The organism is Archangium lansingense (assembly GCF_026626635.1).
In the GTDB taxonomy this organism is placed as follows: domain Bacteria; phylum Myxococcota; class Myxococcia; order Myxococcales; family Myxococcaceae; genus Archangium; species Archangium lansingense.
The window spans coordinates 6,183,600-6,203,694 of the sequence record NZ_JAPNKA010000001.1; the positions used below are offsets into that span (position 1 = coordinate 6,183,600).

Consider the following 20,095-nt stretch of genomic DNA (forward strand, 5'->3'; position numbering starts at 1 on the left):
CTCGGGTGCTTCAGCCGGGAGCCCTCCCGGGCTCCTCCAGGACTACTGCATGGACGCGGCCGTTTCCGGATCCACCTCGGCCATCAGCGCGGCCAGCTCCGCCTTGAGCTTGTCCTTGGCGCGGATCTCCAACTGACGGGCGCGCTCGCGCGAGAAGCCGAAGTGCTCGCCCAGCTCCTTGAGCGTCATCGGCCGCTCGTTCATCACGCGTTGCTCGATGATGAAGCGCTCGCGCGGATCCAACCGCATCAGCGCCGTGCGCACCCGGGCGTTGATGAGGCCCGCCTCCTCCTTGTCCGCGAACTCGTCGTCCTGCGGTGCGCTCGCGCTCACCACGAAGTCCACGTGGCTGTTGCCCCCGTCCTCGCCCATCGGCGCGTCCAGCGACAAGTCCCGGCCGCCCATGCGCTGCTCCATCTCGCGCACCTCGCCGGGCTTCACGTGCAGCCGCTTGGCAATCTCATCCACGTTCGCCACTGAGCCGTCCGCGTCGCCGAGCTTCTCCAGCTCGCGCCGCGTGCGGGCCAGACTGAAGAACAGCTTGCGCTGGGCCTGCGTCGTCCCGAGCTTCACCAGCGACCAGCTCTTGAGGATGTAGTTCTGGATGTACGCGCGGATCCACCACACCGCGTAGGAGATGAGGCGGATACCCTTGTCTGGATCAAACTTCTGCACCGCCTTCATCAGGCCGATGTTTCCCTCCTGGATGAGGTCGGACATCTTGATGCCGTAGGAGCGGTACTCGTAGGCGACCTTCACCACGAAGCGAAGGTTGGAAGTCACCAGCCGGTGGCCCGCGGCGAGGTCGCCCTTGATGAACCGGCGGGCCAGGGCCTGCTCCTCCTCCACCGAGAGCAGGGCGTACTGGTTGATCTCCGAGAGGTACATGGCCAGCGAGCCCGAGTTGGACGACTGCTCAGTAGAGAGCTGCATGGTTTCTCCCGAGTGACCCCGTGTCGGGGCCGGTGAGAAGTGATTTGGAGCCGCGTGACAACCTGATGGAGGGTGGCTAGAGCAACGTGTGTGCCACGCCCTCACGCGGGATTTCACCAGTCGCAACGCATACTTGGCCGATGCGACCGCATGGCTGTGGACGGAAGTCCGTAAGCGTTACAGCGCCGGTGTCGTTCCACCGGGCGACGGGGGCTGTAAAGAATGCGCCTCTGTTCTCAAGTGGCCTCCAGATGCCCCGTCTGCAATTGAACTACGGGGCAGGGACGTCGGGGGCTTCCATCGCCCCCTTCGTCCCAACGGGTAATAAGGGGGCCACTTGTCCTCAGCCGGAATCATTCTCGTGCCCCGCCGGAGTGCAGGCGGGTGGACGAGCGCTCGACGGGTGGGGCCTCTCCTCAGACTCCTCAGGAGGCGCGCGCCCTGGGGGCCTGCTGCTGCTTCCGGGCTTCGATGTGCTGCTTCAGCTCCTTGAGGAGCCGGGCCGACTCGCCGGGCTGCAGCGGACGCTGGCCGAAGCGGGCCTCCAGGTAACGGCGCGTGAGCGGAGACACCGCTGGGGCCAGCGGGTGGGCCTCTCGCGTCAACCGCGCTGACACGTCCTCGAGCGTCTCGCCGTCACTTGCTCGTACGCCCACCGTCGCCAGCTGGCGCTCCACCGCGTCCACGAAGCGGGTCGCCTCGAGCACCGGACTCCGGGGTTTGCGCTTCGAGAGGTACCTCCACGTCCAGTACACGGCCGCGCCCGCCAGCGCTGCCGTCAGCCAGGCGCGCAGCGGTGGCAGCTGGGTCCGCTCCTTGTCCTCCGGCTCTTGCGGCGGACGCGACAGGTTCCGCATGAAGTTCATCTGATCGCGGAACGAGTAGTCGATGACAGACGAGCGCCACGCCTGTTCGATGGCCTCATAGAAGGAGATGAGCGACTCCAGTAGCTCCAGCGACTGGTTGGCGCGGAACGCCGGGGGCGTGGCGTCCACCGTGACGAAACCGCGCCCGGGTACCAGCACGTGCGTCCACGCATGGGCATCTCCGGCTCGCACCAGGTATTCGTCACCCACGCGCTCACCGCCGAAGAAGCCCGTGGCGAGCCGCGCCTCGAAGCCCTGGGTGCGCAGCATCAGCGTGAGCGCCGTGGCGAAGTGCTCGCAGTGGCCCGCCTTGCGCACGAAGAGGAACTCCATCAGCGGATCCGCCACGTCCCCGCCCAGCTCGAGCGTGTACGTGTACTCACGCTGCAGCCAGGCAGAGAGCTTCTGGGCCGCGGCCAGCGGATCCGTCTCGTTGCCCACGATCTGCTGTGCCAGCGCTTCGATCCGCGGATCGATTCCTTCCGGCAGGGCCAGGAGCTGATCCATCTCCGTCTGGGTCAGCTTGCCCGGATCGGTATCCGTGCCTGGTGGCACGCTGTACACCTCATAGGAGTACCCGAGCGCCTCTTCCACGAAGCGCAGCTCGTCCCCGCCCAGCTCCTGGAGTCGGGTGCGCCGATCGCCCGTGGCCGTGTGCATCAGGGCGTTGCCCAGCTTGGCGGGCGTCTCCAGGGCGATCAGCGTGCGGCTGCCATAGGCGGGCAGCAGCTCGATCCGCTGATACACCTGGTTCTCCGCGCCCGGGCGCAGCGTCACGCGCGTGCGGCGGCGGTTGTTGGGTGCGCCGATCGTCGACCACTCCTGGCCGTCGAAGGTGTCGTAGGTGCGGCCCAGCCAGTAGGCCTCGAGCCGCTCGCTGCCGGGCGCCGGCGCCAGCTTCGCCCGCAGCACCACGCGGGGATTGCTCTTGAGGGTGCCCGAGCCGCCCAGGCGCACGGTGTCGGAGAAGCCGCTGGTGGCCGGGCCGAGCCCCGGGGACGCCCGGCGGATGCCCATGTTCCAGTTGAGGCGCGGGAAGAGGACGAAGAAGGCCACCGCGCCAAGCATCGCGACGAGCACGCCCATGGACAGCGGGCGCATGACGTGGCGCACCGGCACCGGCTCGCCCGGGGGCACCGCCGCCTCCACCACCGCCAGTCCCAGCGACAGGCTCGACATCACTGCGAAGACCAACAAGCACACCGCGAAGAGCAGCTCACCGGAGAGCGCCGCGCCGCCGGCGATCATCAACAGGCCGGCCAGCAGCACCTGCCCGTCCGTGGAGGGGCTCGTCTCCGACAGCAGCCGTTGTGAGGCAACGAAGCCCGCGAAGGAGCAGGCGGCCACCACCAGGTCCATCTGTCCCGCGGCCACCGCCAGGTAGAGCGCGCCCGCCATGGGCATCAGCAGTATCGCCGTCAGCCGGGGCGCGCGGGCGAAGGGCCTCCAGCCCATCAGCGACACGAGCAGCGCCACCAGCACGAGCCCGAGCGCCCACACGGGCACCTGGCCAGACACGGCCATGGAGGCGAAGGCCGCCCCCGTGCCCAAATCTCTCAGGATGAGGCGCAGCCGGTTGGGCCGTGTCATGCCGCTTCCTCCCGCTGCTCCTCGAAGCCCAGCCACGCCAGGGCCCGGAGGATGGCTCGCTCCTGTCCGCTGCCTGCGCCGGGGCGCAGCCGCTCGTGGGGCAGCTCCAGCCCCACCTCATGGCCGGCCTCGAGCAGCCGGTGCGCCTGCTCCGCCACCTCCTCGCAGCGCCGCTCCAGCGCGTCACCTGTCAGCCCGGACTGCACCCCGAGGATGTACGTGCGCCGCTCCTCGCGCTCTCGCTCCACCTTGAGGAGCTTGCCCACCGAGGCGCTCTTCAGCCAATGCACGCGCCGGGCGTCCTCGTGCTCGCCCAGCTCGCGCAGGCCCGCGATGTCTCCGGTGCCGTCTATCCGGTGGGGGTTGTTGGCCTCGCCCACGTGCCCCACGGCCGCCTCGCCCGGATCCGTGCAGCCGAAGCCCCGCCGCGGGTAGACGAGCAGCGTGCCCTCCAGCGTGAAGATGCGCGTCTTGGCGAAGAGGCCCAGCGGCCAGGTGGTGGTGATGCGCACGCCCGACAGCTTCACCGGGCCCCGGCGCGGCGCGGTGAGATCGGCCCGCACCACGTGCTCGGGACCCGCCGGCAGGTAGCCCACGCCGCCCTCGCCAGTGAGCGGCGAGTCCACCTCGGCCAGGGTGAGGGCGAAGGCATGTCCCTGACGGCGCGTGAGCCCCCAGCGGAAGGCAAAGGGCTCTCCGGCGAACGCTCCGTCCATTCCCACGCGCCGTACCGACAGATCCTTCAGGCAGCGCTCGGACAGCACGCCGGAGAGGATGATGACGCTCAGCAACAAGCCCAGCACCAGATAGAGGAGGTTGTTGCCGGTGTTGAGCGCGCCCAGGCCCACGCCGAACGTCACCACGAGATAGGTGCGTCCCATGCGCGTCACCTTGAGGGTGCGCGGCGGGCGGAGGGCAGCTCGGAGGCGCTGCCAGACGGAGCGGGGCCGAGTGCTCACCGGGGCGCTACGACCTTCCGGGCGACCTCTTCGACCAGATGCGTCGCTTCGTCACGGGTGTAGGCGCCCTGGTTGGCGCTGCGCAGCAGGAGTCGGTGGGCCAGGCACGGCGCCAGCACCGCCCGCACGTCGCCGGGCGTCACGAAGTCGCGCGACTCCCAGAGGGCGTAGGCACGGGCCGCCATGCCCAGCGCGAGCACCGCGCGGGTGGAGGCGCCGCGCTCGATGTCGCCATGCGAGCGCGTGGCCTGGGCCAGCCGGACGATGTACTCGGCCACGGTGTCGTCCAGGCGCTGGGCGGCCACCTGCGCGCGCAGCTCCGACAGCTCCTCGGGTGACGTCACCGCCGCCAGCGCCTCCACGGGCGACGAGGCATCGCGCGTGGTGAGCAGGCGCGCCTCCACCTCGGGAGAGGGGTGGCCCAGCGACAGGCGCATGAGGAAGCGGTCGAGCTGCGAGTCCGGCAGCGGGTAGGTGCCGGAGAAGTCCACCGGGTTCTGCGTGGCCACCACGGTGAAGGGGCGGGGCAGGGCGTGGGTGGCACCATCCAGGGACACCTGCCCTTGAGCCATGGCCTCGAGCAGCGCGGACTGGGTGCGGGGCGGGGCGCGGTTGAGCTCGTCGGCGAGGACGAGCTGGCGGAAGAGCGGCCCGGGCCGGAAGGAGAACGTGGCCGTCTGGGCGTGGAAGACCTGGGCGCCGAGGATGTCGGCCGGCATCAGGTCCGCGGTGAACTGGATGCGGGAGAAGGAGAGGGCGAAGGAACGGGCGAGTGCTTCCACCAGCGTTGTCTTGCCCACTCCGGGGACGTCTTCGAGCAGCAGGTGCCCACCGGCCACGATGCAGGTGACGGCGAGGCGGACCTCCTTGTCCTTGCCCTGCACCGCCAGCGAGAGATTGGCGGCCACACGCTCTAGCGCGGCCCGCGCGGTGGCGGGAGAGGGAAGGGAACTGATGGCTCTGGCAGGGGAGTTCATTCCGGCCGGCACTCTACTCCAGCCGTGACGTCCCTGAACCCCCCGCGATTGGAGATCGCCACGAGGAGCAGGCAGGCAGGCGGATTACTTCCGGGATTTCCGTAATCCGCCTGGGCTTCTGGTCAGGCGAGGACTTCTTCCGGCGTGTAGTACGCGCGTGGCGGGGCGATGACGCCCGTGGTCAGGCCGAAGTAGCGGAACATCCGCTCGTGGTGCCCGGCCAGCCCCCGGAACTGCACCTTGCGCTCCGCCATCCCGTGGGTGAGCACTGCCACCGCCGAGTCACGGAACTCCTTCAAGTGGGTGAAATCCACCACCACCTCGCGCGAACCCAGCTCCTCCAGCGAGCTGCGCAGCGTCATCGCGGTGCGACCATCCAGCGTGCCCGTGAGCCGCAGGGTCAACTGCCCCGCGAGTTCTTCCCGTTGAATCTCAAGCCCCGCTACCATGGTTCGTCTCTCTCCAATAATGCCGCATGCGTCCTTCTGGGAACCGGGCGTTTCGGGACGCCCGATCCGAGGTGGAACCACCCACCCCGGCGCATCAGACCGGCGACGTACAGTGCTTCCGTTTTCTCGGGAAAGGCAGTCACGTCACTGAAAAAACCGCCCCAATGTCGGGCATCCACCGAGCAAACTGTCCGTTTCCCATCAACCCGGTCCGCCAGAAGTTTTCTTCTGCGCTTCCCGCTGGGAGACCTCGCGTGCCTGCTGGGCCTTCAGGCGGCGGAACTCCTTCATCACCTTGGCCGGGTAGCCCGCCATGAAGCGCTCGCGCTTGTCCCTCTTGGCGAGGATCTTCTTGGCCAGCCCCGGGCCCGCGTTGTAGGCCACCAGCGCCCGCTCCGGAGAGCCGAAGCGCGCGATGAGATCGGCCAGGTAGGCCGTGCCCAGCTCCACGTTCAGTTCCGAATCGAACAGATTGGTGTGGCGCTGCAGCTTGAAGCCCGCCTTGTCCGCCAGGTAGCTGCCGGTGTCCGGCATCACCTGCATCAGTCCCATGGCCCCCACGTGGGACACCGCGTAGTTGTTGAAGGAGCTCTCGCAGCGGATGACCGCCACCACCAGCATGGGATCCACCTTGTTGCGCCGGGCCTCGCGGACGATGGCCATGGCCAGCCGCCGCTGCTGGCGCTCGGGTAGCCGCGAGGCCTCCACCGCCACCGTCACCCCCAGCGCCTCCGCCTCCTCATAGAGCGTCGCCTCCTCCTCGAGCCGTGCCAGGTGGGCCTCCTGCGCCGCCAGCTTCGCGCGCAGCTCCGCCACCTCCGGACTGCTCTCCCCTGGGAAGTAGGGCTGGAAGGCCCCCGCCTCCATCCCCACCAGCATCGCCGCCGTCACCATCGCCACCGTCCACCCTCTCATTCACACCCTCCCCACGCGCTCCAAACGGGCCAACGCGTCCGTGTGGCAGATGACCGCCGCACAAAGCAGCCGGCGTGCCATCCGGCAAATGCCTGGAATCACGAGGAGGACGTGGGAGGTGGGAAGTGGTGAACCGGAAAAAAAGTCCGATCTGGGAACCCCTTTGCCCAACTCGAGACTGTCGAAAGGAGGGGTTGCGGAGGCTCATCAGGCGTCCCAGCTTTGCGCACGGTTCCGAGACCATCGGGAGAGGAGTGGGCGGCGTGTACTGGACGATGAGTGCGATCCTGTTCGTGCTGTGGGTGCTCGGGCTGATCAGCGGCTCGACCGAGGGCAGGTGGGTTCACCTTCTATTGATCTTCTCCATGGTGACGCTGATCCTCGCGCTGGCGCGGCGGGGCAGGGGAGCCCTGGCATGAGCCGCCGGGCGCCAGCGATCATCGCCCTGGAGCTGCCGCGGGATGCGAGCGGCTTCGTGCGGCGCGAGTGTCCGCAGTGTCAGCGCGACTTCAAGACGCGGCCCTGCCGCCATGACGCGAGCATCCTCCAGCGCCGGCTGGCCTCGCTCTTCCCCTTCGAGAACGCGCACGAGAGCTTCGACGAGGTGCCGGACTGGTGGTGCCTCTATTGTGGGCACCGGGCCCCGGGGGACGAGTGGCTCACCCCGGCCCAGCAGGCCCATGTGGAGGCCCTGGCGCGCGCCTGGGCCAACCACGTGCGCTACGAGCAGCTCGCCTACGTGTCGCGCACCCTGTCGCTCAACCCCCGGCCCACCTTTGTCAGCGTGGAGCCGGAGGCGCTGCCCGGGCCCATGCCCCAGGACGCGGATGACCTTCGGATCATCCCCCTGGTGTGCTGCGGCGAGGAGGTGAAGGCCCTCTGGGACTGGGAGGGGCCGCTCTACTGTCCGCGCTGCGGCTCCCGGCACGGGGGCTTGAGTGGTCGGCAGCAGATCCACCTGGAGTTCATCCAGGAGTAGACGGAAGCCGGCCCGCGGGGGCAGTCTCCGGGCCCGATGAGGCGGACGGCCCGGCTGGCTCTACCGCTTGCCCTCCTGGTGGTGGCCGGGAGCGCGAGCGCCCACGATGCGGACATTCTCTATGCGCAGCTCTGGCGCCCCGAAGCGAGCGGGCCGGAGGTGCGCGAGCGCCTCACGCTCACGGCGGACTCGCTCGCCCTGCTCATCCCCGCCGACGCGGATGGGGATGGCGCGCTCACCCAGGCGGACCTGGACGCGCGAGCGCCAGCGCTGGCGGTGGGCATCTGGGACTCCATTCCCCTGAGCGCCGGGGGCCAGCCCTGCACCCGCACTGGCACCAGCGCCCGGGTTCGCGAGTCCTTCGTGGAGCTCAGCGCCACCTTCCAGTGTGCGCCCGGCGAGCTGCGCCAACGCTTCTCCCTGCTGTCCGTGCTGCCGTCCAACTACAAGGTGGTGCTCGGCAGCTACATCCAGGGCGAGCAGGGGCAGCGCTTCGCGGATGCCTCCCAGCCCACACTGGTGGTGTCCGAGCCCGGACAGCCGGATCGCGAGCGCATCTCGGGGATGCTCGACTGGGTGGGCCTGGGCCTGGTCCACATCTTTGGAGGGATTGATCACCTGGCCTTCCTGCTGGCCCTGCTGCTGGTGGGCGGGAGCTTCCGGCGGGTGCTGCTGCTGGTGACGGCCTTCACCGTGGCCCACTCTTTGACGCTGGGCGCCACGGCGCTGGGCTTCATCCTCCTGGACGACGCGCGCACGCGCTGGGTGGAGGCGGCCATCGCCGCGTCCATCATCTGGGTGGCACTCGAGAACCTGGTGCTGCGCGAGCACCGGCACCGGGCCCTGCTGACGTTCCTGTTCGGGCTGATACACGGCTTCGGCTTCGCCAGCGTGCTGGGGAGCTACGGCCTGGGCGACTCGGTGGTGACGGGACTGTTCGGATTCAACCTGGGCGTGGAGCTGGGGCAGGCCGCCGTCGTGGCCCTGCTGCTGCCCATTGTCCGGCTGGTGCAGCGCCGGCCCGTGCTGCACTCCAGGACTGTGCGCGCTCTGTCGCTCCTCATCCTCGCGGCCGGCGGCTATTGGTTGATGGAGCGCGCTTTGGGCCCGATCGGTTGAATCCTGGCGAGTCCATCCCTAGTTTGCTCGCGGGATTGGGGGCAGCACCTGGGGAGGGCCGATGGGCGCAAGGCATACCCGCTTGGCCGCAGCACTGGCCGCGGCATGGGAGTCCGAGGTGGTGTCAGCACGTCGCATGACGATGCTGGCCGAACGGCTCGGAGATAGCCGCGGGCGGGCGCGGCTGATGGTACTCGCCGCTTTTTGCAGGGCACACGCCTCGCGGTTGCTGGCCCGGCTGGCGGCACTCGGCCGCGGGCCCCTTCCGGTCCCGCCCGAGGAAATCACCCTCGATGACGACACGGTGATGGAGCTGCGCCGGGAGGGGGCCTTTGCCCGCGCCTCGGCCGCCCGGTATGAGTCCACCGCGGAGCTGGCTCGCCAGCACGCGGACCTGTCCAGCGCCTGGGTCTGCGAGCTCAACCGCACCGAGGAGCAGGATCGGGCCCGGGAGCTCTTCGCCCTGGCCGAGGGCGCCGCCCAGGCCGCCGCCGAGGCCAGCCTCTCCTCGGCCGCCGCCGCTCCGGCCGATAGCTGACAGCTTGCTCGCCTTGGGCGTAAAACACGCCTCATGCCCAAGGCGGAGAGCTACAACGATCTGATTTTCCAGCTTGGCGACCTCGCGAGAGATCGCCTGGCGGGCAAGCCCAACTGTCCCCGGACCATGGATCGCGTCTACCGCGCCGAGGCGGCGCTGGTGGCCCGCCGGGACGAGTTGGCCGTGCTCGAGCAGCAGATGAACGACGAGGACGCGGCCTGGCAGGACTACCTCGCCCAGTATGAGGGGAAACGGGCGGCCGAGTTCGAGATCGTCAAGAAGTGGAAGAAGGCGGTGGACGCCGTGGAGGGGCAGACGAAGACCCTCCGCAAGACGCTGACCAACCGCCGCGCCGACCTGCGCTACGCCCAGGACGCCCTCAAGAAGCTGGAGAAGAAGCACTCCGACCTGGAGCTCGTCACCCAGGAGGAGTCCAAGCTGGGTCTCTCCCGCGACAACATCAAGAAGAACCGCATCCAGATGATGCGCCTCACCCGCGAGGTGGAGGACCTGGATCGGCAGGTCGAGCTGGCGCTCACCCCCAAGCCCGGCCAGCCCGGTGCGGCGGGCATCCTGGCGCACAAGCGCATGCTCGACATGGAAGACGCGATGAACGCCCAGAAGGAGGCCGTCGACGAGGCCATGGCGGAGATCGACCGGGCGATCGCCGAGAAGGAGACCGAGGTCCAGGCCGCGGAGGATTATCTGGACCAGGCGCTGTTCCTCCTCGGCGAGGACGTGTATGCCCAGCGCATCCAGGACGCGCAGCTCGCCTCGTTCTACCCGCGGCTGGATCGCGCACAGTGAAGCGCCGCCCGCCCTCCGTGCTTGACGGTAGGGGGCCAACTGCTACATTGCGCCGCTTCCTGGCGTCCGGGGAACTGAAGTCGGACGCAAACTGCTGGATTCATTGATGTTTTCGCGCAAGACGCGCGAGCTGTGAGGACGACGTGAAGGGTCTTATCGGTAAGAAGATTGGAATGACCCAGGTGTTCAACGACGAGGGCAACCTCGTTCCGGTGACGGTGGTTGACGTCAACACCTGCCAGGTCGTGGGTAAGCGGACGCCGGAGAAGGACAAGTACTCGGCGGTGACGCTGGGCTTTGGCGAGGTTCGCGAGAAGAGCCTGAGCAAGGCCGAGGTGGGCTTCTTCAAGAAGAGCGGCGCGAAGCTGCGCCGTCACCTGAAGGAGTTCCGCGTGTCCGCCGAGGACGCCGCGGGCTTCAACGTGGGCGACGCCGTCAAGGCGGACCTGTTCACCAAGGGCCAGCTGGTCGACGTCACGGGCATCACCAAGGGCCGTGGCTTCCAGGGCGTCATGAAGCGCTGGAAGTTCAAGGGCTCCCAGACGGCCACCCGCGGCACGCACGAGTACCGCCGTCACCCGGGCGCCATCGGTCAGCGTAAGACGCCCGGCCGCGTGTACCCGAACAAGAAGCTGCCCGGTCACTACGGTGTGGATCAGGTCACCACCCAGAACCTGACGGTGGTGGACGTGGACGTGGAGAAGGGCCTGCTGCTCATCAAGGGCACCGTCCCCGGCCACAACGACGGCATCATCGTCGTGCGTCCGAGCATCAAGGTCGCGCTGCGCGAGCAGCACAAGGCGGCCCGCACCAAGTAAGGCCGTACCCCTGTGTGTGCCCCCTCCCTCGCCAGGGGGAGGGCCGGACCATCGTCCTACCGAGACTCCAGGCACCGCCACAGGTTCCTCGACGCCCCGCACCGGCCACCGACCGGGCGGGGCGTTCGTGTTTCCAGCCTCTGGAAACGTTGGCCAGCGTGCGCTGGCATGCCGTGTGTAGAGCATTCCACAGCCTGTGTGAGCCTGGTCCCTTGCTCCCGGCTGATCGCGTGCCCACATGTCTGCGCCACACGGCCATGAATGCACGCAACCTTCCCCGTTTCGTTTCGCTGGCACTGGTGCTGACGGCGCTGTCTGCCTCAGCGCAGGAGCAGGTGCTGGACCCGGCCGCCGTGCGCCATCGGCTCTTCTCTCCGGGGGAGCGGCTGGAGGCGTCCTTCACGGTGGGCCTGCCCGCGCGCGAGTACCTCACCGCGCACTACAACCTGAACGCCGGCCTCGCCTACAACTTCTTCAACACGCTCGGCGTGGAGGCACGCGCTGGCTACGCGCTCAGCCGCCACACGGGCCTGGCGCGCTCCATCTCCGAGAGCTTCCTCGCCCGTGAGGACAAGAAGATCACGGACGAGCTCGAGGACATGTGGGAGATGAATCTGCACGGCGTGGTGGGAGCTCGCTGGGCACCCATCTACGGCAAGCTGTCGCTGCTGGCGGACGAGACGGCCCACTTCCAGGCCTATCTCTGGGCCGGTGGCGGGCTGGCCTCGCTGCGGCGCCAGTCCATCATCCAGTGCTCGCAGGTGGCGGACCGCGAGCAGGGCGTCTGCGGCCTCTGGCGCGTCGAGACGCGCATGGCGCCGGTGGCCTCTGGAGCGGTGGGCTTCCGCTTCTTCCTGGCCAGCGGGCACGCGCTGCGCTTCGAGCTGCGCGACTGGGTCTTCACGGACCAGTACCGCGTGAACGTGCAGCGAGAGCTCTGGGAGGCGGGGCAGGAGAGTGGTGAGCCCGCGGCCAACCCAGGCCTGACGCACCTGGTGCAGTTCGATATCGGCTACTCCTTCATCTTCTGAGGCTGAACGTCCCGCATGCGAACGACCTCGTTCCTCGCCGTTCTCCTGTCCGCGACGTTGGCGTCCGCGCAGGAGGAGACCCCGGCGCCGCCCCTGGAGACGGCGCCCATCCCCGTGAAGCCGGAGCCCAAGCCCCAGGAGCCCGAGCCCGTGGAGTCCACGCCCGTGGAGCCCGAGCCGGAGTCCCAGGCGCCGGCGCCTCCGTCGGACGCGCCGCTGGCCACGGCCGGGGAGCCCGAGCTCCAGCCCGTGTCCGATCCCAACTCGCAGCGCCTGGTGAATGGGGCGCCGCTGCACAACCCGAACGTGGCCGTCCACGTGGTGCAGAAGAAGCGCTTCGCGGACGAGGGCCGGCACGAGTTCACGCTCTACCCGGTGGTGGGGCAGGTGAATGGCCGCTTCACCGAGCACGCGGGCAGCGCGCTGCACTACACCTACCACCTGCAGGAGAACTTCGCCCTGCAGGTGTCCACCACGTACAACTGGTACTCCAACGAGAGCCTCTTCAACCTGGAGCTCATCGACAAGGTACGTGAGCAGGCGCAGGCGGCCTCGGCGCTGCTGCTGGTATGGGGCGCACAGGCAGGCGTGGAGGTGACGCCGCTCTACGGCAAGTTCGCCTTCTACGACAACCACCTGCTGCAGTTCAGCCTGGTGATCAGCGGCGGCGCCGGCATCGGCTCCACGCGCGTGCTCGTCCGCCCCGAGGTCTCCAACCAGGTGGATGGAGAGACGTTCACCGTCCCGGCGCGCTTCGGTGACACGGGGTCGAAGTTCCTCGGCTCGGTGGGCGGCGGCTTCCGCGTGCAGTTCGGCGACTCCATGGCGCTGCGCCTGGAGGTGCGTGATCTGGTCTACACCGCTCGCGTGGACCGGGTGGATGGCTGCAACCTGCAAGACTTCCAGAAGCTGGAGGATGCGCGGAGCACCGGCCAGTCCTTCTCGGAGCTGGGACTGACGGGCAGCTGCCAGTTCCAGAAGTTCGACGGGGTGGACCCGAAGACGCGCAAGAACTACCGCGAGGACATCGTCCTGGGGAAGGACCTGGTCGGCAATCCCTCCTCGGACGTGCTCAACAACCTCAGCTTCTACGCCGGCTTCTCCCTCCTCTTCTGAGGCCCGCGCCATGCACCGATTGATTCTCGCCACCTTCCTGGTCCTCGCGCCGCTGGCCGTCTCCGCGCAGGACATGACTGCGTACAACCAGGCGCTCGCGACCTTCAACGCGGGCAAGCTGGACCTCGCGGCCCCGCTCTTCTTTGATCTGGCCGCCAACGCGATGGACGCCGACATGCGCGCCCGGTCCGAGTACTACCTGGCGCAGACGTACGCCCGGAAGAACCTGCCCATCAGCGCGCTCGTCACCTACGCGGCCATCGTCAACGCTGGCCCCGAGCACCCGTTCTACCTCCAGGCGCTGGAGGGGCTGGTGGACGTGCAGCAGAAGCTCAACGAGCAGAACCTCGTGCCCAACATCCTCGACAAGGCCTACACGCCCCAGGTGCAGGACAAGTGGGTAAGGCTGCCTCGCGAGGTGCTGGCACGCATCCACTACCTGGTGGCCACCATCCGCCAGCGTCGCGGCCGCTTCGAGGAGGCTCGCGCTCTGCTCGAGGCCGTGCCGCCCGACAGCCGCGTCTACGCTCGGGCCCGCTACCTGCTGGGCGTGGTGCTGGCGGATCCCCACTTCCCGGGCCGGCCCGGTGAGGCGGATGCGCTGGATGGCGCTGCCCTGTCCGCCTTCAAGGGCGCGCTGGATGCCAAGGCTCCGCAGCTCGCCCATGACGAGGTGAAGCAGCTCTCGCTGCTGGGCATGGGCCGCCTGCACTACGGCCGCCACGAGTACCCGCAGGCCGTCTCGGCCTACGAGGCCCTACCGCGCTACGCCCGCTTCTGGGATCAGGCCCTCTTCGAGAACGGCTTCGCCCGCTTCCAGAACGAGGACTTTGGCGGGGCGCTCGGCAGCCTCCAGGCGCTGCATGCCCCTCAGTTCGAGGGCGCCTTCCAGCCGGAGTCGTGGGTCCTCAAGGCGACCGTCTACTACTACAGCTGCCTCTTCGACGAGGTGAAGACCACGCTGGCTGCCTACGAGCAGCTCTACGATCCCATGGCGAAGCAGCTCGAGCCCTTCTCCGGGGAGGACGTGGACCTGCTGAGCGCCTACAACCTGGTGGCGGCGGAGAACCGGCGGCTGCCGCGTCCCATCTACCTGTGGATTCGCGGCAACGAGCGCATCCAGGACGTGATGCGGATGATCGAGCAGGTGGACGCGGAGAAGCGTGTGGTCAACGACATCCGCGACTGGGAAGGCACGGGCATGGTGCCGGAGCTGGTGTCGTCGCTCGAGGAGGTGCGTGGCACGCTGACGCAGATCGGCGGCCGGTTCGCCAAGAGCCGCCTCCAGGAGGCCGCGCAGAACCTCCGCACCTTCGCGGATCAGGCGGAGATCATTCGCGTGCAGACGGCGCTCGACGAGAAGGATCTGCTGCTGGCGGGCGTAGACCAGAAGGCGATCCTCAAGACGCAGTCCATCTACCGGCCGAAGATGCCGGGGGCCGCGTGGAACTACTGGAAGTTCCAGGGCGAGTTCTGGCGCGACGAGATCGGCTACTACCAGTACACCCTGAAGCGCGGCTGTCCGGCGAAGCTCCAGGAAAAGTAGTCCTCTACGGGGGTGGAGGATGCGAGGGGGCGGGCCCGTGCGCTTCGTGCGCGGGCGCCGCCCCTTCGTGTTTGTTCAGCCCTGAAATCCCGCTCGTGGAGCACTTCTCATTCCAACCCTGCATTTCTACTTTCCATCGTCCCTTTCGGTAGGTGGTGAGGGAGGCGATGGGGGCGGCCCGGCTTCTCCAGGAACTCGGGGCGGGTGGGACGCACACGGTGCGGCTCGTCCGCCGGGAGCCCTCTTTTTCCTCGTACCCACCACAGGAGCTCGCATGAAGGCGGTCCTTCGTTTCGGTGCGCTGGCGGTGGGTGTGGCGCTCACCGCGGGCGGAGCAGGGGAGGCGGCACAGCCCTCGGGCAAGCCCTCCCAGGCGGCGGAGTCGCGCAAGGGGGCCAGGCAAGGTCCTTCCAAGTCCAAAGAGGCCGCGCGCCAGGCCTCCCAGGAACGAGAGCCCGAGCGCCAGGGGCCCGCACGCATGGGTCCGGTGCGCATGGGTCCGGGATCGGACAGCACGCCGCGCATCGCCGATGCCCAGAAGGACGGGCTGGCGGACCGCAAGCGCGACGAGGCCATCGAGGGCTTCAAGCGTCTCATCCCCAAGCTTCAGGAGGGCTCGCACCGCAGGGCGGACATGCTCTACCGCCTCGCCGAGCTCTACTGGGAGAAGTCCAAGTACCTCTACCAGCAGGAGATGAACCGCTACCTCGAGGCGGAGAAAGCCTATGACGCGGCCACCGCTCGGGGTGAGCAGCGGGAGGCGCCCAAGGCGGACCACCGCGACAGCGAGCGTTTCCGCGCCGAGACGATGCGCATCTACGAGGACCTGCTGAGCGGCTACACGGACTGGCCCCAGCGCGATGAGATCCTCTTCCTCCACGGCTACAACCACCAGGAGCTCGGCCGGCGCGATGAGGCGGTGAAGCGCTACCTGCAGCTCATCGAGGAGTTCCCCCAGTCGCAGTTCGTGCCGGACACCTACGTCCAGCTCGGCAACCACTACTTCGACAGCAACAAGCTGAAGGAGGCGCGCGACTACTACGAGAAGGCGCGCGCCTCGAAGGTGCCCAAGGTGTACGCCTACGCCGTCTACAAGCTGGCGTGGTGCGACTACAACGGCGGTGCCTACGACGAGGGCCTCGCGAAGCTGCACGAGGTGGTGGAGTACGCCGGGGACCGGGGCGAGGAGCTGGGTGACCTCAAGACGGAGGCGCTCAACGACGTCATCGTCTTCTACGTCAAGCTGGACAAGGCGAAGGAGGGCATCGCCTATTTCAAGGCGAAGGCCCCCGAGAAGCGCCAGGAGCGGCTGATCTCCAAGATGGCCGCCCAGCTCATGGACGTGGGTCTGTACGACAGCGCCATCGAGACGTACCGCGTCCTCATCCTGGACAGGCCCAGGGGCCCCGGCGCGCCGGACTACCAGCAGTCCATCGTCCGCTCCTACGAGGGCCTGCGCCAGCGCAACCAGGTGCGCGCCGAGATGAAGCGCATGGTGGAGCTGTACCGGCCCGGCGGCGAGTGGTGGCAGGCCAACACCGGCAACAAGCCCGTGCTGCGCAACGCCTTCAGCGTCACCGAGGAGGCCATGCGCGTCATGGTCACCGACTACCACCAGGAGGCGCAGAAGACGCGTCAGGTGGAGACGTACCGGCTCGCGCGCGACATCTACAAGCAGTACGTGGACACCTTCGCCACCAGCGAGGATCCCGAGTTCATCTCCGACTCCGCCTTCAACATGCGGTTCTTCTACGCGGAGATCCTCTGGGCCCTCGAGGAGTGGGAGGCCGCCGCCGCTCAGTACGACGCCGTGGTTGCCTTCCAGATTCCGGAGCGCGACTCGGCCCGCGAGGTCTCCAACGAGGCCTACCGCAAGAACGCGTCCTTCGCCGCCATCATGGCCTACGACAAGCTCGTGAAGATCGAGCGCGGCCAGCTCACCAAGAGCGATCTCAAGGACGGCCAGAAGGTCGACGAGAACAAGTCGAAGGGCCAGGTCGAGAAGAAGGGCCGCATCTCCAAGAAGGACACCGATCAGGCCGAAGAGCCGCTCACGCGCTTCGAGGATCGGCTGGTGGCCGCGTGCGACACGTACAACAAGCTCTACCCGGACAACCCGGATGAGATCGACCTGCGCTACCAGTCGGCCCTCATCGTCTACGACCGCCACCACTACATGGACGCGGCCCGGCGCTTCGGGGAGATCATCAACAAGTTCCCCGCCGAGCGGCGCTCGCGTGACGCGGCGGACCTGACCATGTACGTGCTCGAGTCCCGCGAGGAGTGGCTCGAGCTCAACAAGCTCTCCCGGCAGTTCCTCGCCAACGAGAAGCTGCTCAAGCCCAGCCCCGAGTTCGCCGCCCGCGTGGGCCGCGTCGTCGAGGGCTCGCAGTACAAGTGGATCCACGAGGTCGTCTACCAGAAGGAGAAGAACCCGGCGAAGGCCGCCGAGCTCTTCCTCGACTACGTGAAGGAGTTCCCCCGCTCGGAGAACGCGGACCGTGCGCTGACCTCGGCCATGGTCATCTTCCAGGAGGCCGGGCAGCTCGACCGGGGCGTGGCCGCCGGCGAGCGCGTCCTCACCGACTACGCGGGCAGCCCCTTCGAGACCAAGGTGCGCTACACGCTCGCGCGTCTCTACGAGAAGCTCGCCGAGTTCCGCAAGGCCGCCGCCATGTACGCCGCCTTCGTGGACGCCCATGACGCTGCCTCCCGCTCCGTCGACGCTCGCAAGGCGAAGCCGGTGGCCAGCAAGGGCAAGGACTCGAAGAAGAAGGACACTCTGTCAGGCGACGCGCCGAGCGCGGACGAGGCTCGCTCCAGCAGGGACGAGGAGCGCCGCGAGCTGCTCGTCGAGGCCAGCAAGTGGGTGCCAGATGCCCTCTTCAACGCCGGTCTCTGGTGGGAGGGCGTGGGCGAGTCCGACAAGGCCATCTCCTCCTACCGAGCGTATATCTCCCGCTTCAAGGACCGGCCGGATGTGCCGCAGCTCGCCTACAACATTGGCCTCGTCCACGAGAAGGACGGCAAGCCGGCCGAGGCCGCGCGCGCCTTCGAGTCCTTCGCCGTGACTTACGGGCGCGACTCGCGCACCTCGGCCGGCCAGCTCTACCTGGCGCGCTACCGGCAGCTCATCGCCTACCGCAAGCAGAAGAACACCCGCGACACCGAGCGCATGCAGGGCGAGCTCGTCCGCGGCTGGGCCCGGCTGTCCGCGCAGGAGAAGCAGCGGCCGGACCTCCTCGATGCCTACGGCCATGCGCGCTTCCTCGCGGTGGAGGCCGACTGGCAGCGCTACATGGACATCCGCTTCAAGCGCGTCGCCACCATCCGGCGCGACCTGACCGCCAAGCAGCAGTCCATCCAGAAGCTGGAGAAGGCCTACGTGGACGTGCTGGCCACCGGCTCGGGCGAGTGGGGCATCGCCGCGCTCACCCGAATTGGCCTCGCCTACGCGGACTTCGCGCGCAACATCCTCGAGTCGCCGGATCCCGCGGGGCTCGACGAGGAGCAGACGTCCATGTACCGCGCCGAGCTGGAGAACCTCGCCCTCCCGCTGGAGGACAAGGCCACCGAGGCGCTCGAGAAGGCGCTGGGCAAGGCCTATGAGCTGTCGCTCTACAACGAGTGGACGCTGGCCGCGCAGGATCAGGTGAACCGCTACCGCCCCGGGGCCTACGCGCAGGTGCGCCAGGTGCCCTTCCGCGGCAGTGAGTTCTTCGTCACCTCGGACGTGGCCAAGGAGCCTGGCCTCCCAGAGCTCAGTCAGGCTGCTCCCGCCGAGCCGCCTGCCGCTCCGGCAGCTCCTGCCCCCACTGAGGCCCCGGTTCCTACGGGCAACGCGGCGCCCCTGCCGCCTACTGCTTCCGGGGAGGTCCGGCCGTGAAGAAGGTGACGCACATGCACTCGCAGGCCTCCGCAGGGAGTACGTTCATGGCGTTCCGCCGCACCCTCGCCGTCGCTTCGCTGGCCTTCACGGCCGCGTGCGCCACGACCTCGCAAGTGAAGCCTACGTCGGTGGCCTCCGCGGCACCGGCTCCCGTGGAACAGGCTCCCGCTCCCGCTCCTGTCCCCGAGACGAAGAAGGAGCGCGACGCGCGGGAGATCTTCGCCCAGGCCGTCGCCGCCTTCCACGCGGGCGACTACGTGAAGGCGGAGGAGGGCTTCCGCGAGGTGGTGGCCAAGGCACCGCAGAGTCTCAACGCCCAGTTCAACCTGGGCGTCATCGCCGAGCGCCAGGGCCGGAGCGCCGACGCGCAGGCCGCCTACGAGAAGGTCCGCTTCCTCGAGCCGGGTCATGTCCCCACGCTGCTCAATCTGGGCCGCATCTACCGGACGCAGGAGAAGTACGAAGAGGCCATCTCCCTCTACGAGGCTGGGCTGAAGGTGAAGGGCCGCGAGCACGAGCCCTCGCTGCTCAACAACCTCACCCTGGCCTATCGGCTGGCCGGCAAGTACGAGCTGGCCGAGGCCACCGCTCGCCGCGTGCTTGCGCGCCACCCGGATGATGCCGAGGCGTACAAGAACCTCGCGCTCGTCTATTACGACCAGGGCAAGTACCGGCTCGCGGAGCTGGTGCTCGCCAATGCGCGCAAGCTCGATGAGAAGGACCCCGGCATCTACAACAACCTGGGGATGGTCTACCTGAAGCTGGAGGACCGGGCCCGTGCGCTCACCCAGTTCCAGAAAGCGGTGTCGCTCGACGAGCGCTTCGCCTCCGGCTACGTCAACCTCGGCGCCATGGCGCTGGCCTGGCGCGACTACGCTGGTGCCGAGCGCTCCTTCTCCAAGGCCGTTGAGCTGGAGCCCGGCTCCCACGAGGCCTGGCTCTACTACGCGTACGCGCTGGACGGGCAGAAGGGCCGCGACGCCAAGAAGGGGCTCGCGGCGGGCGAGGCCTTCGAGAAGGTGCTCTCGCTGCGCGCGGAGTATCCCGAGGCCGTCTGTGGCGCGGGCTGGGCCTACGCCGTCGAGCGCGCTGGTTGGGACAAGGCCGAGGGCTTCCTCCAGCGCTGCAAGGACCTGAGCTCCACGAGCGCTCAGGACAAGCAGATGATCGACGCGAAGCTCCAGGGCCTCGCGGCCATGCGCAAGAGTGGCCAGCCCGAGCCCGCGCCCGCGCCCGAGGAGAAGGCACCCAATCCGGCCGCGGTCGGAGGCAGTGGTTCGATGCTCGACAAGGTGTCCGATGACGCGGCACCGCAGGAGGGCGCGCCCGCGGAAGGTGCGACGGCTCCAGCAGCCGAGGGCGGGCCAGCGACCGAGCCTCCGGCTGAGACCCCGAGGGCCGAATAACCTACCGGCCCCAGTGGGAAAATTTTTCCACTTACTGGGGCCTCACGTGGTGCGGGTGAAAGCGCTTCGCTGGGATTTCGCGGCATTCCATCACCCGAGACGTTGGTGCAGGGCGTGCAAGAGAGCTGGACGGAACCTCATCAGGGACCCGCTGTCC

General features: G+C 68.3%; 17 protein-coding genes. 11 read left to right on the top strand and 6 right to left on the bottom strand.

The genetic code is table 11. The features are described from left to right. Window positions 1-42: 42 nt before the first annotated feature. From OV287_RS25180 to OV287_RS25205, 6 genes are all read right to left on the bottom strand, one after another. Window positions 43-933, bottom strand: coding sequence for an RNA polymerase factor sigma-32 (locus OV287_RS25180; RefSeq protein WP_267536582.1), 891 nt, complete (start codon window positions 931-933; stop codon window positions 43-45). 425 nt (window positions 934-1,358) lie between these two features. Continuing rightward, window positions 1,359-3,389 carry a transglutaminase TgpA family protein gene (locus OV287_RS25185; protein ID WP_267536583.1) on the bottom strand — a complete coding sequence of 677 codons (2,031 nt, stop codon included), beginning with the start codon at window positions 3,387-3,389 and terminating at the stop codon, window positions 1,359-1,361. Further along, entirely contained in the window at window positions 3,386-4,270 is an 885-nt protein-coding gene (locus OV287_RS25190; protein WP_267536584.1) for a DUF58 domain-containing protein, read from the bottom strand. The genes OV287_RS25185 and OV287_RS25190 overlap by 4 nt, the downstream gene beginning before the upstream one ends. A gap of 74 nt (window positions 4,271-4,344) precedes the next feature. After that, window positions 4,345-5,325 (bottom strand): AAA family ATPase, encoded by a 981-nt coding sequence (locus tag OV287_RS25195; protein WP_267536585.1) that lies wholly within the window; start codon window positions 5,323-5,325, stop codon window positions 4,345-4,347. 122 nt (window positions 5,326-5,447) lie between these two features. After that, a complete protein-coding gene (locus OV287_RS25200) occupies window positions 5,448-5,774 on the bottom strand; it encodes an STAS domain-containing protein (RefSeq protein WP_267536586.1) in 327 nt (108 codons plus the stop codon). 201 nt (window positions 5,775-5,975) lie between these two features. Continuing rightward, window positions 5,976-6,689 (bottom strand): lytic transglycosylase domain-containing protein, encoded by a 714-nt coding sequence (locus tag OV287_RS25205; RefSeq protein ID WP_267536587.1) that lies wholly within the window; start codon window positions 6,687-6,689, stop codon window positions 5,976-5,978. Between the two features lie 263 nt (window positions 6,690-6,952). Here OV287_RS25205 and OV287_RS25210 point away from each other — a divergent pair, with 263 nt between their 5' ends. The 11 genes from OV287_RS25210 (at window position 6,953) to OV287_RS25260 (ending at window position 19,938) form a co-directional block, all read left to right on the top strand. Then, window positions 6,953-7,108 (top strand): lmo0937 family membrane protein, encoded by a 156-nt coding sequence (locus OV287_RS25210; RefSeq protein ID WP_116119722.1) that lies wholly within the window; start codon window positions 6,953-6,955, stop codon window positions 7,106-7,108. Beyond that, window positions 7,105-7,668 carry a hypothetical protein gene (locus tag OV287_RS25215; RefSeq protein ID WP_267536588.1) on the top strand — a complete coding sequence of 188 codons (564 nt, stop codon included), beginning with the start codon at window positions 7,105-7,107 and terminating at the stop codon, window positions 7,666-7,668. The genes OV287_RS25210 and OV287_RS25215 overlap by 4 nt, the downstream gene beginning before the upstream one ends. A gap of 36 nt (window positions 7,669-7,704) precedes the next feature. Further along, window positions 7,705-8,787: a HupE/UreJ family protein gene (locus OV287_RS25220; RefSeq protein WP_267536589.1), complete on the top strand. Its 1,083-nt coding sequence runs from the start codon at window positions 7,705-7,707 to the stop codon at window positions 8,785-8,787. 136 nt (window positions 8,788-8,923) lie between these two features. Next, window positions 8,924-9,325, top strand: a complete 402-nt coding sequence (locus tag OV287_RS25225; protein WP_233166200.1) for a hypothetical protein — start codon at window positions 8,924-8,926, stop codon at window positions 9,323-9,325. 33 nt (window positions 9,326-9,358) lie between these two features. Further along, window positions 9,359-10,132, top strand: a complete 774-nt coding sequence (locus tag OV287_RS25230) for a hypothetical protein (RefSeq protein WP_267536590.1) — start codon at window positions 9,359-9,361, stop codon at window positions 10,130-10,132. Window positions 10,133-10,275: 143 nt separating this feature from the next. Further along, entirely contained in the window at window positions 10,276-10,950 is a 675-nt protein-coding gene (gene rplC, locus OV287_RS25235; protein WP_267536591.1) for a 50S ribosomal protein L3, read from the top strand. 257 nt (window positions 10,951-11,207) lie between these two features. Continuing rightward, window positions 11,208-11,981, top strand: coding sequence for an outer membrane beta-barrel domain-containing protein (locus OV287_RS25240; RefSeq protein WP_267536592.1), 774 nt, complete (start codon window positions 11,208-11,210; stop codon window positions 11,979-11,981). Between the two features lie 15 nt (window positions 11,982-11,996). After that, complete coding sequence (locus OV287_RS25245) at window positions 11,997-13,097, top strand: outer membrane beta-barrel domain-containing protein (RefSeq protein WP_267536593.1); 1,101 nt, start codon at window positions 11,997-11,999, stop codon at window positions 13,095-13,097. A 10-nt stretch (window positions 13,098-13,107) separates the two neighbouring features. After that, window positions 13,108-14,643: a tetratricopeptide repeat protein gene (locus OV287_RS25250; RefSeq protein WP_267536594.1), complete on the top strand. Its 1,536-nt coding sequence runs from the start codon at window positions 13,108-13,110 to the stop codon at window positions 14,641-14,643. A 274-nt stretch (window positions 14,644-14,917) separates the two neighbouring features. Further along, window positions 14,918-18,529: a tetratricopeptide repeat protein gene (locus OV287_RS25255; RefSeq protein WP_267536595.1), complete on the top strand. Its 3,612-nt coding sequence runs from the start codon at window positions 14,918-14,920 to the stop codon at window positions 18,527-18,529. Further along, window positions 18,526-19,938: a tetratricopeptide repeat protein gene (locus OV287_RS25260; RefSeq protein WP_308809740.1), complete on the top strand. Its 1,413-nt coding sequence runs from the start codon at window positions 18,526-18,528 to the stop codon at window positions 19,936-19,938. Before OV287_RS25255 ends, OV287_RS25260 begins: the two co-directional genes overlap by 4 nt. Window positions 19,939-20,095: the final 157 nt, after the last annotated feature.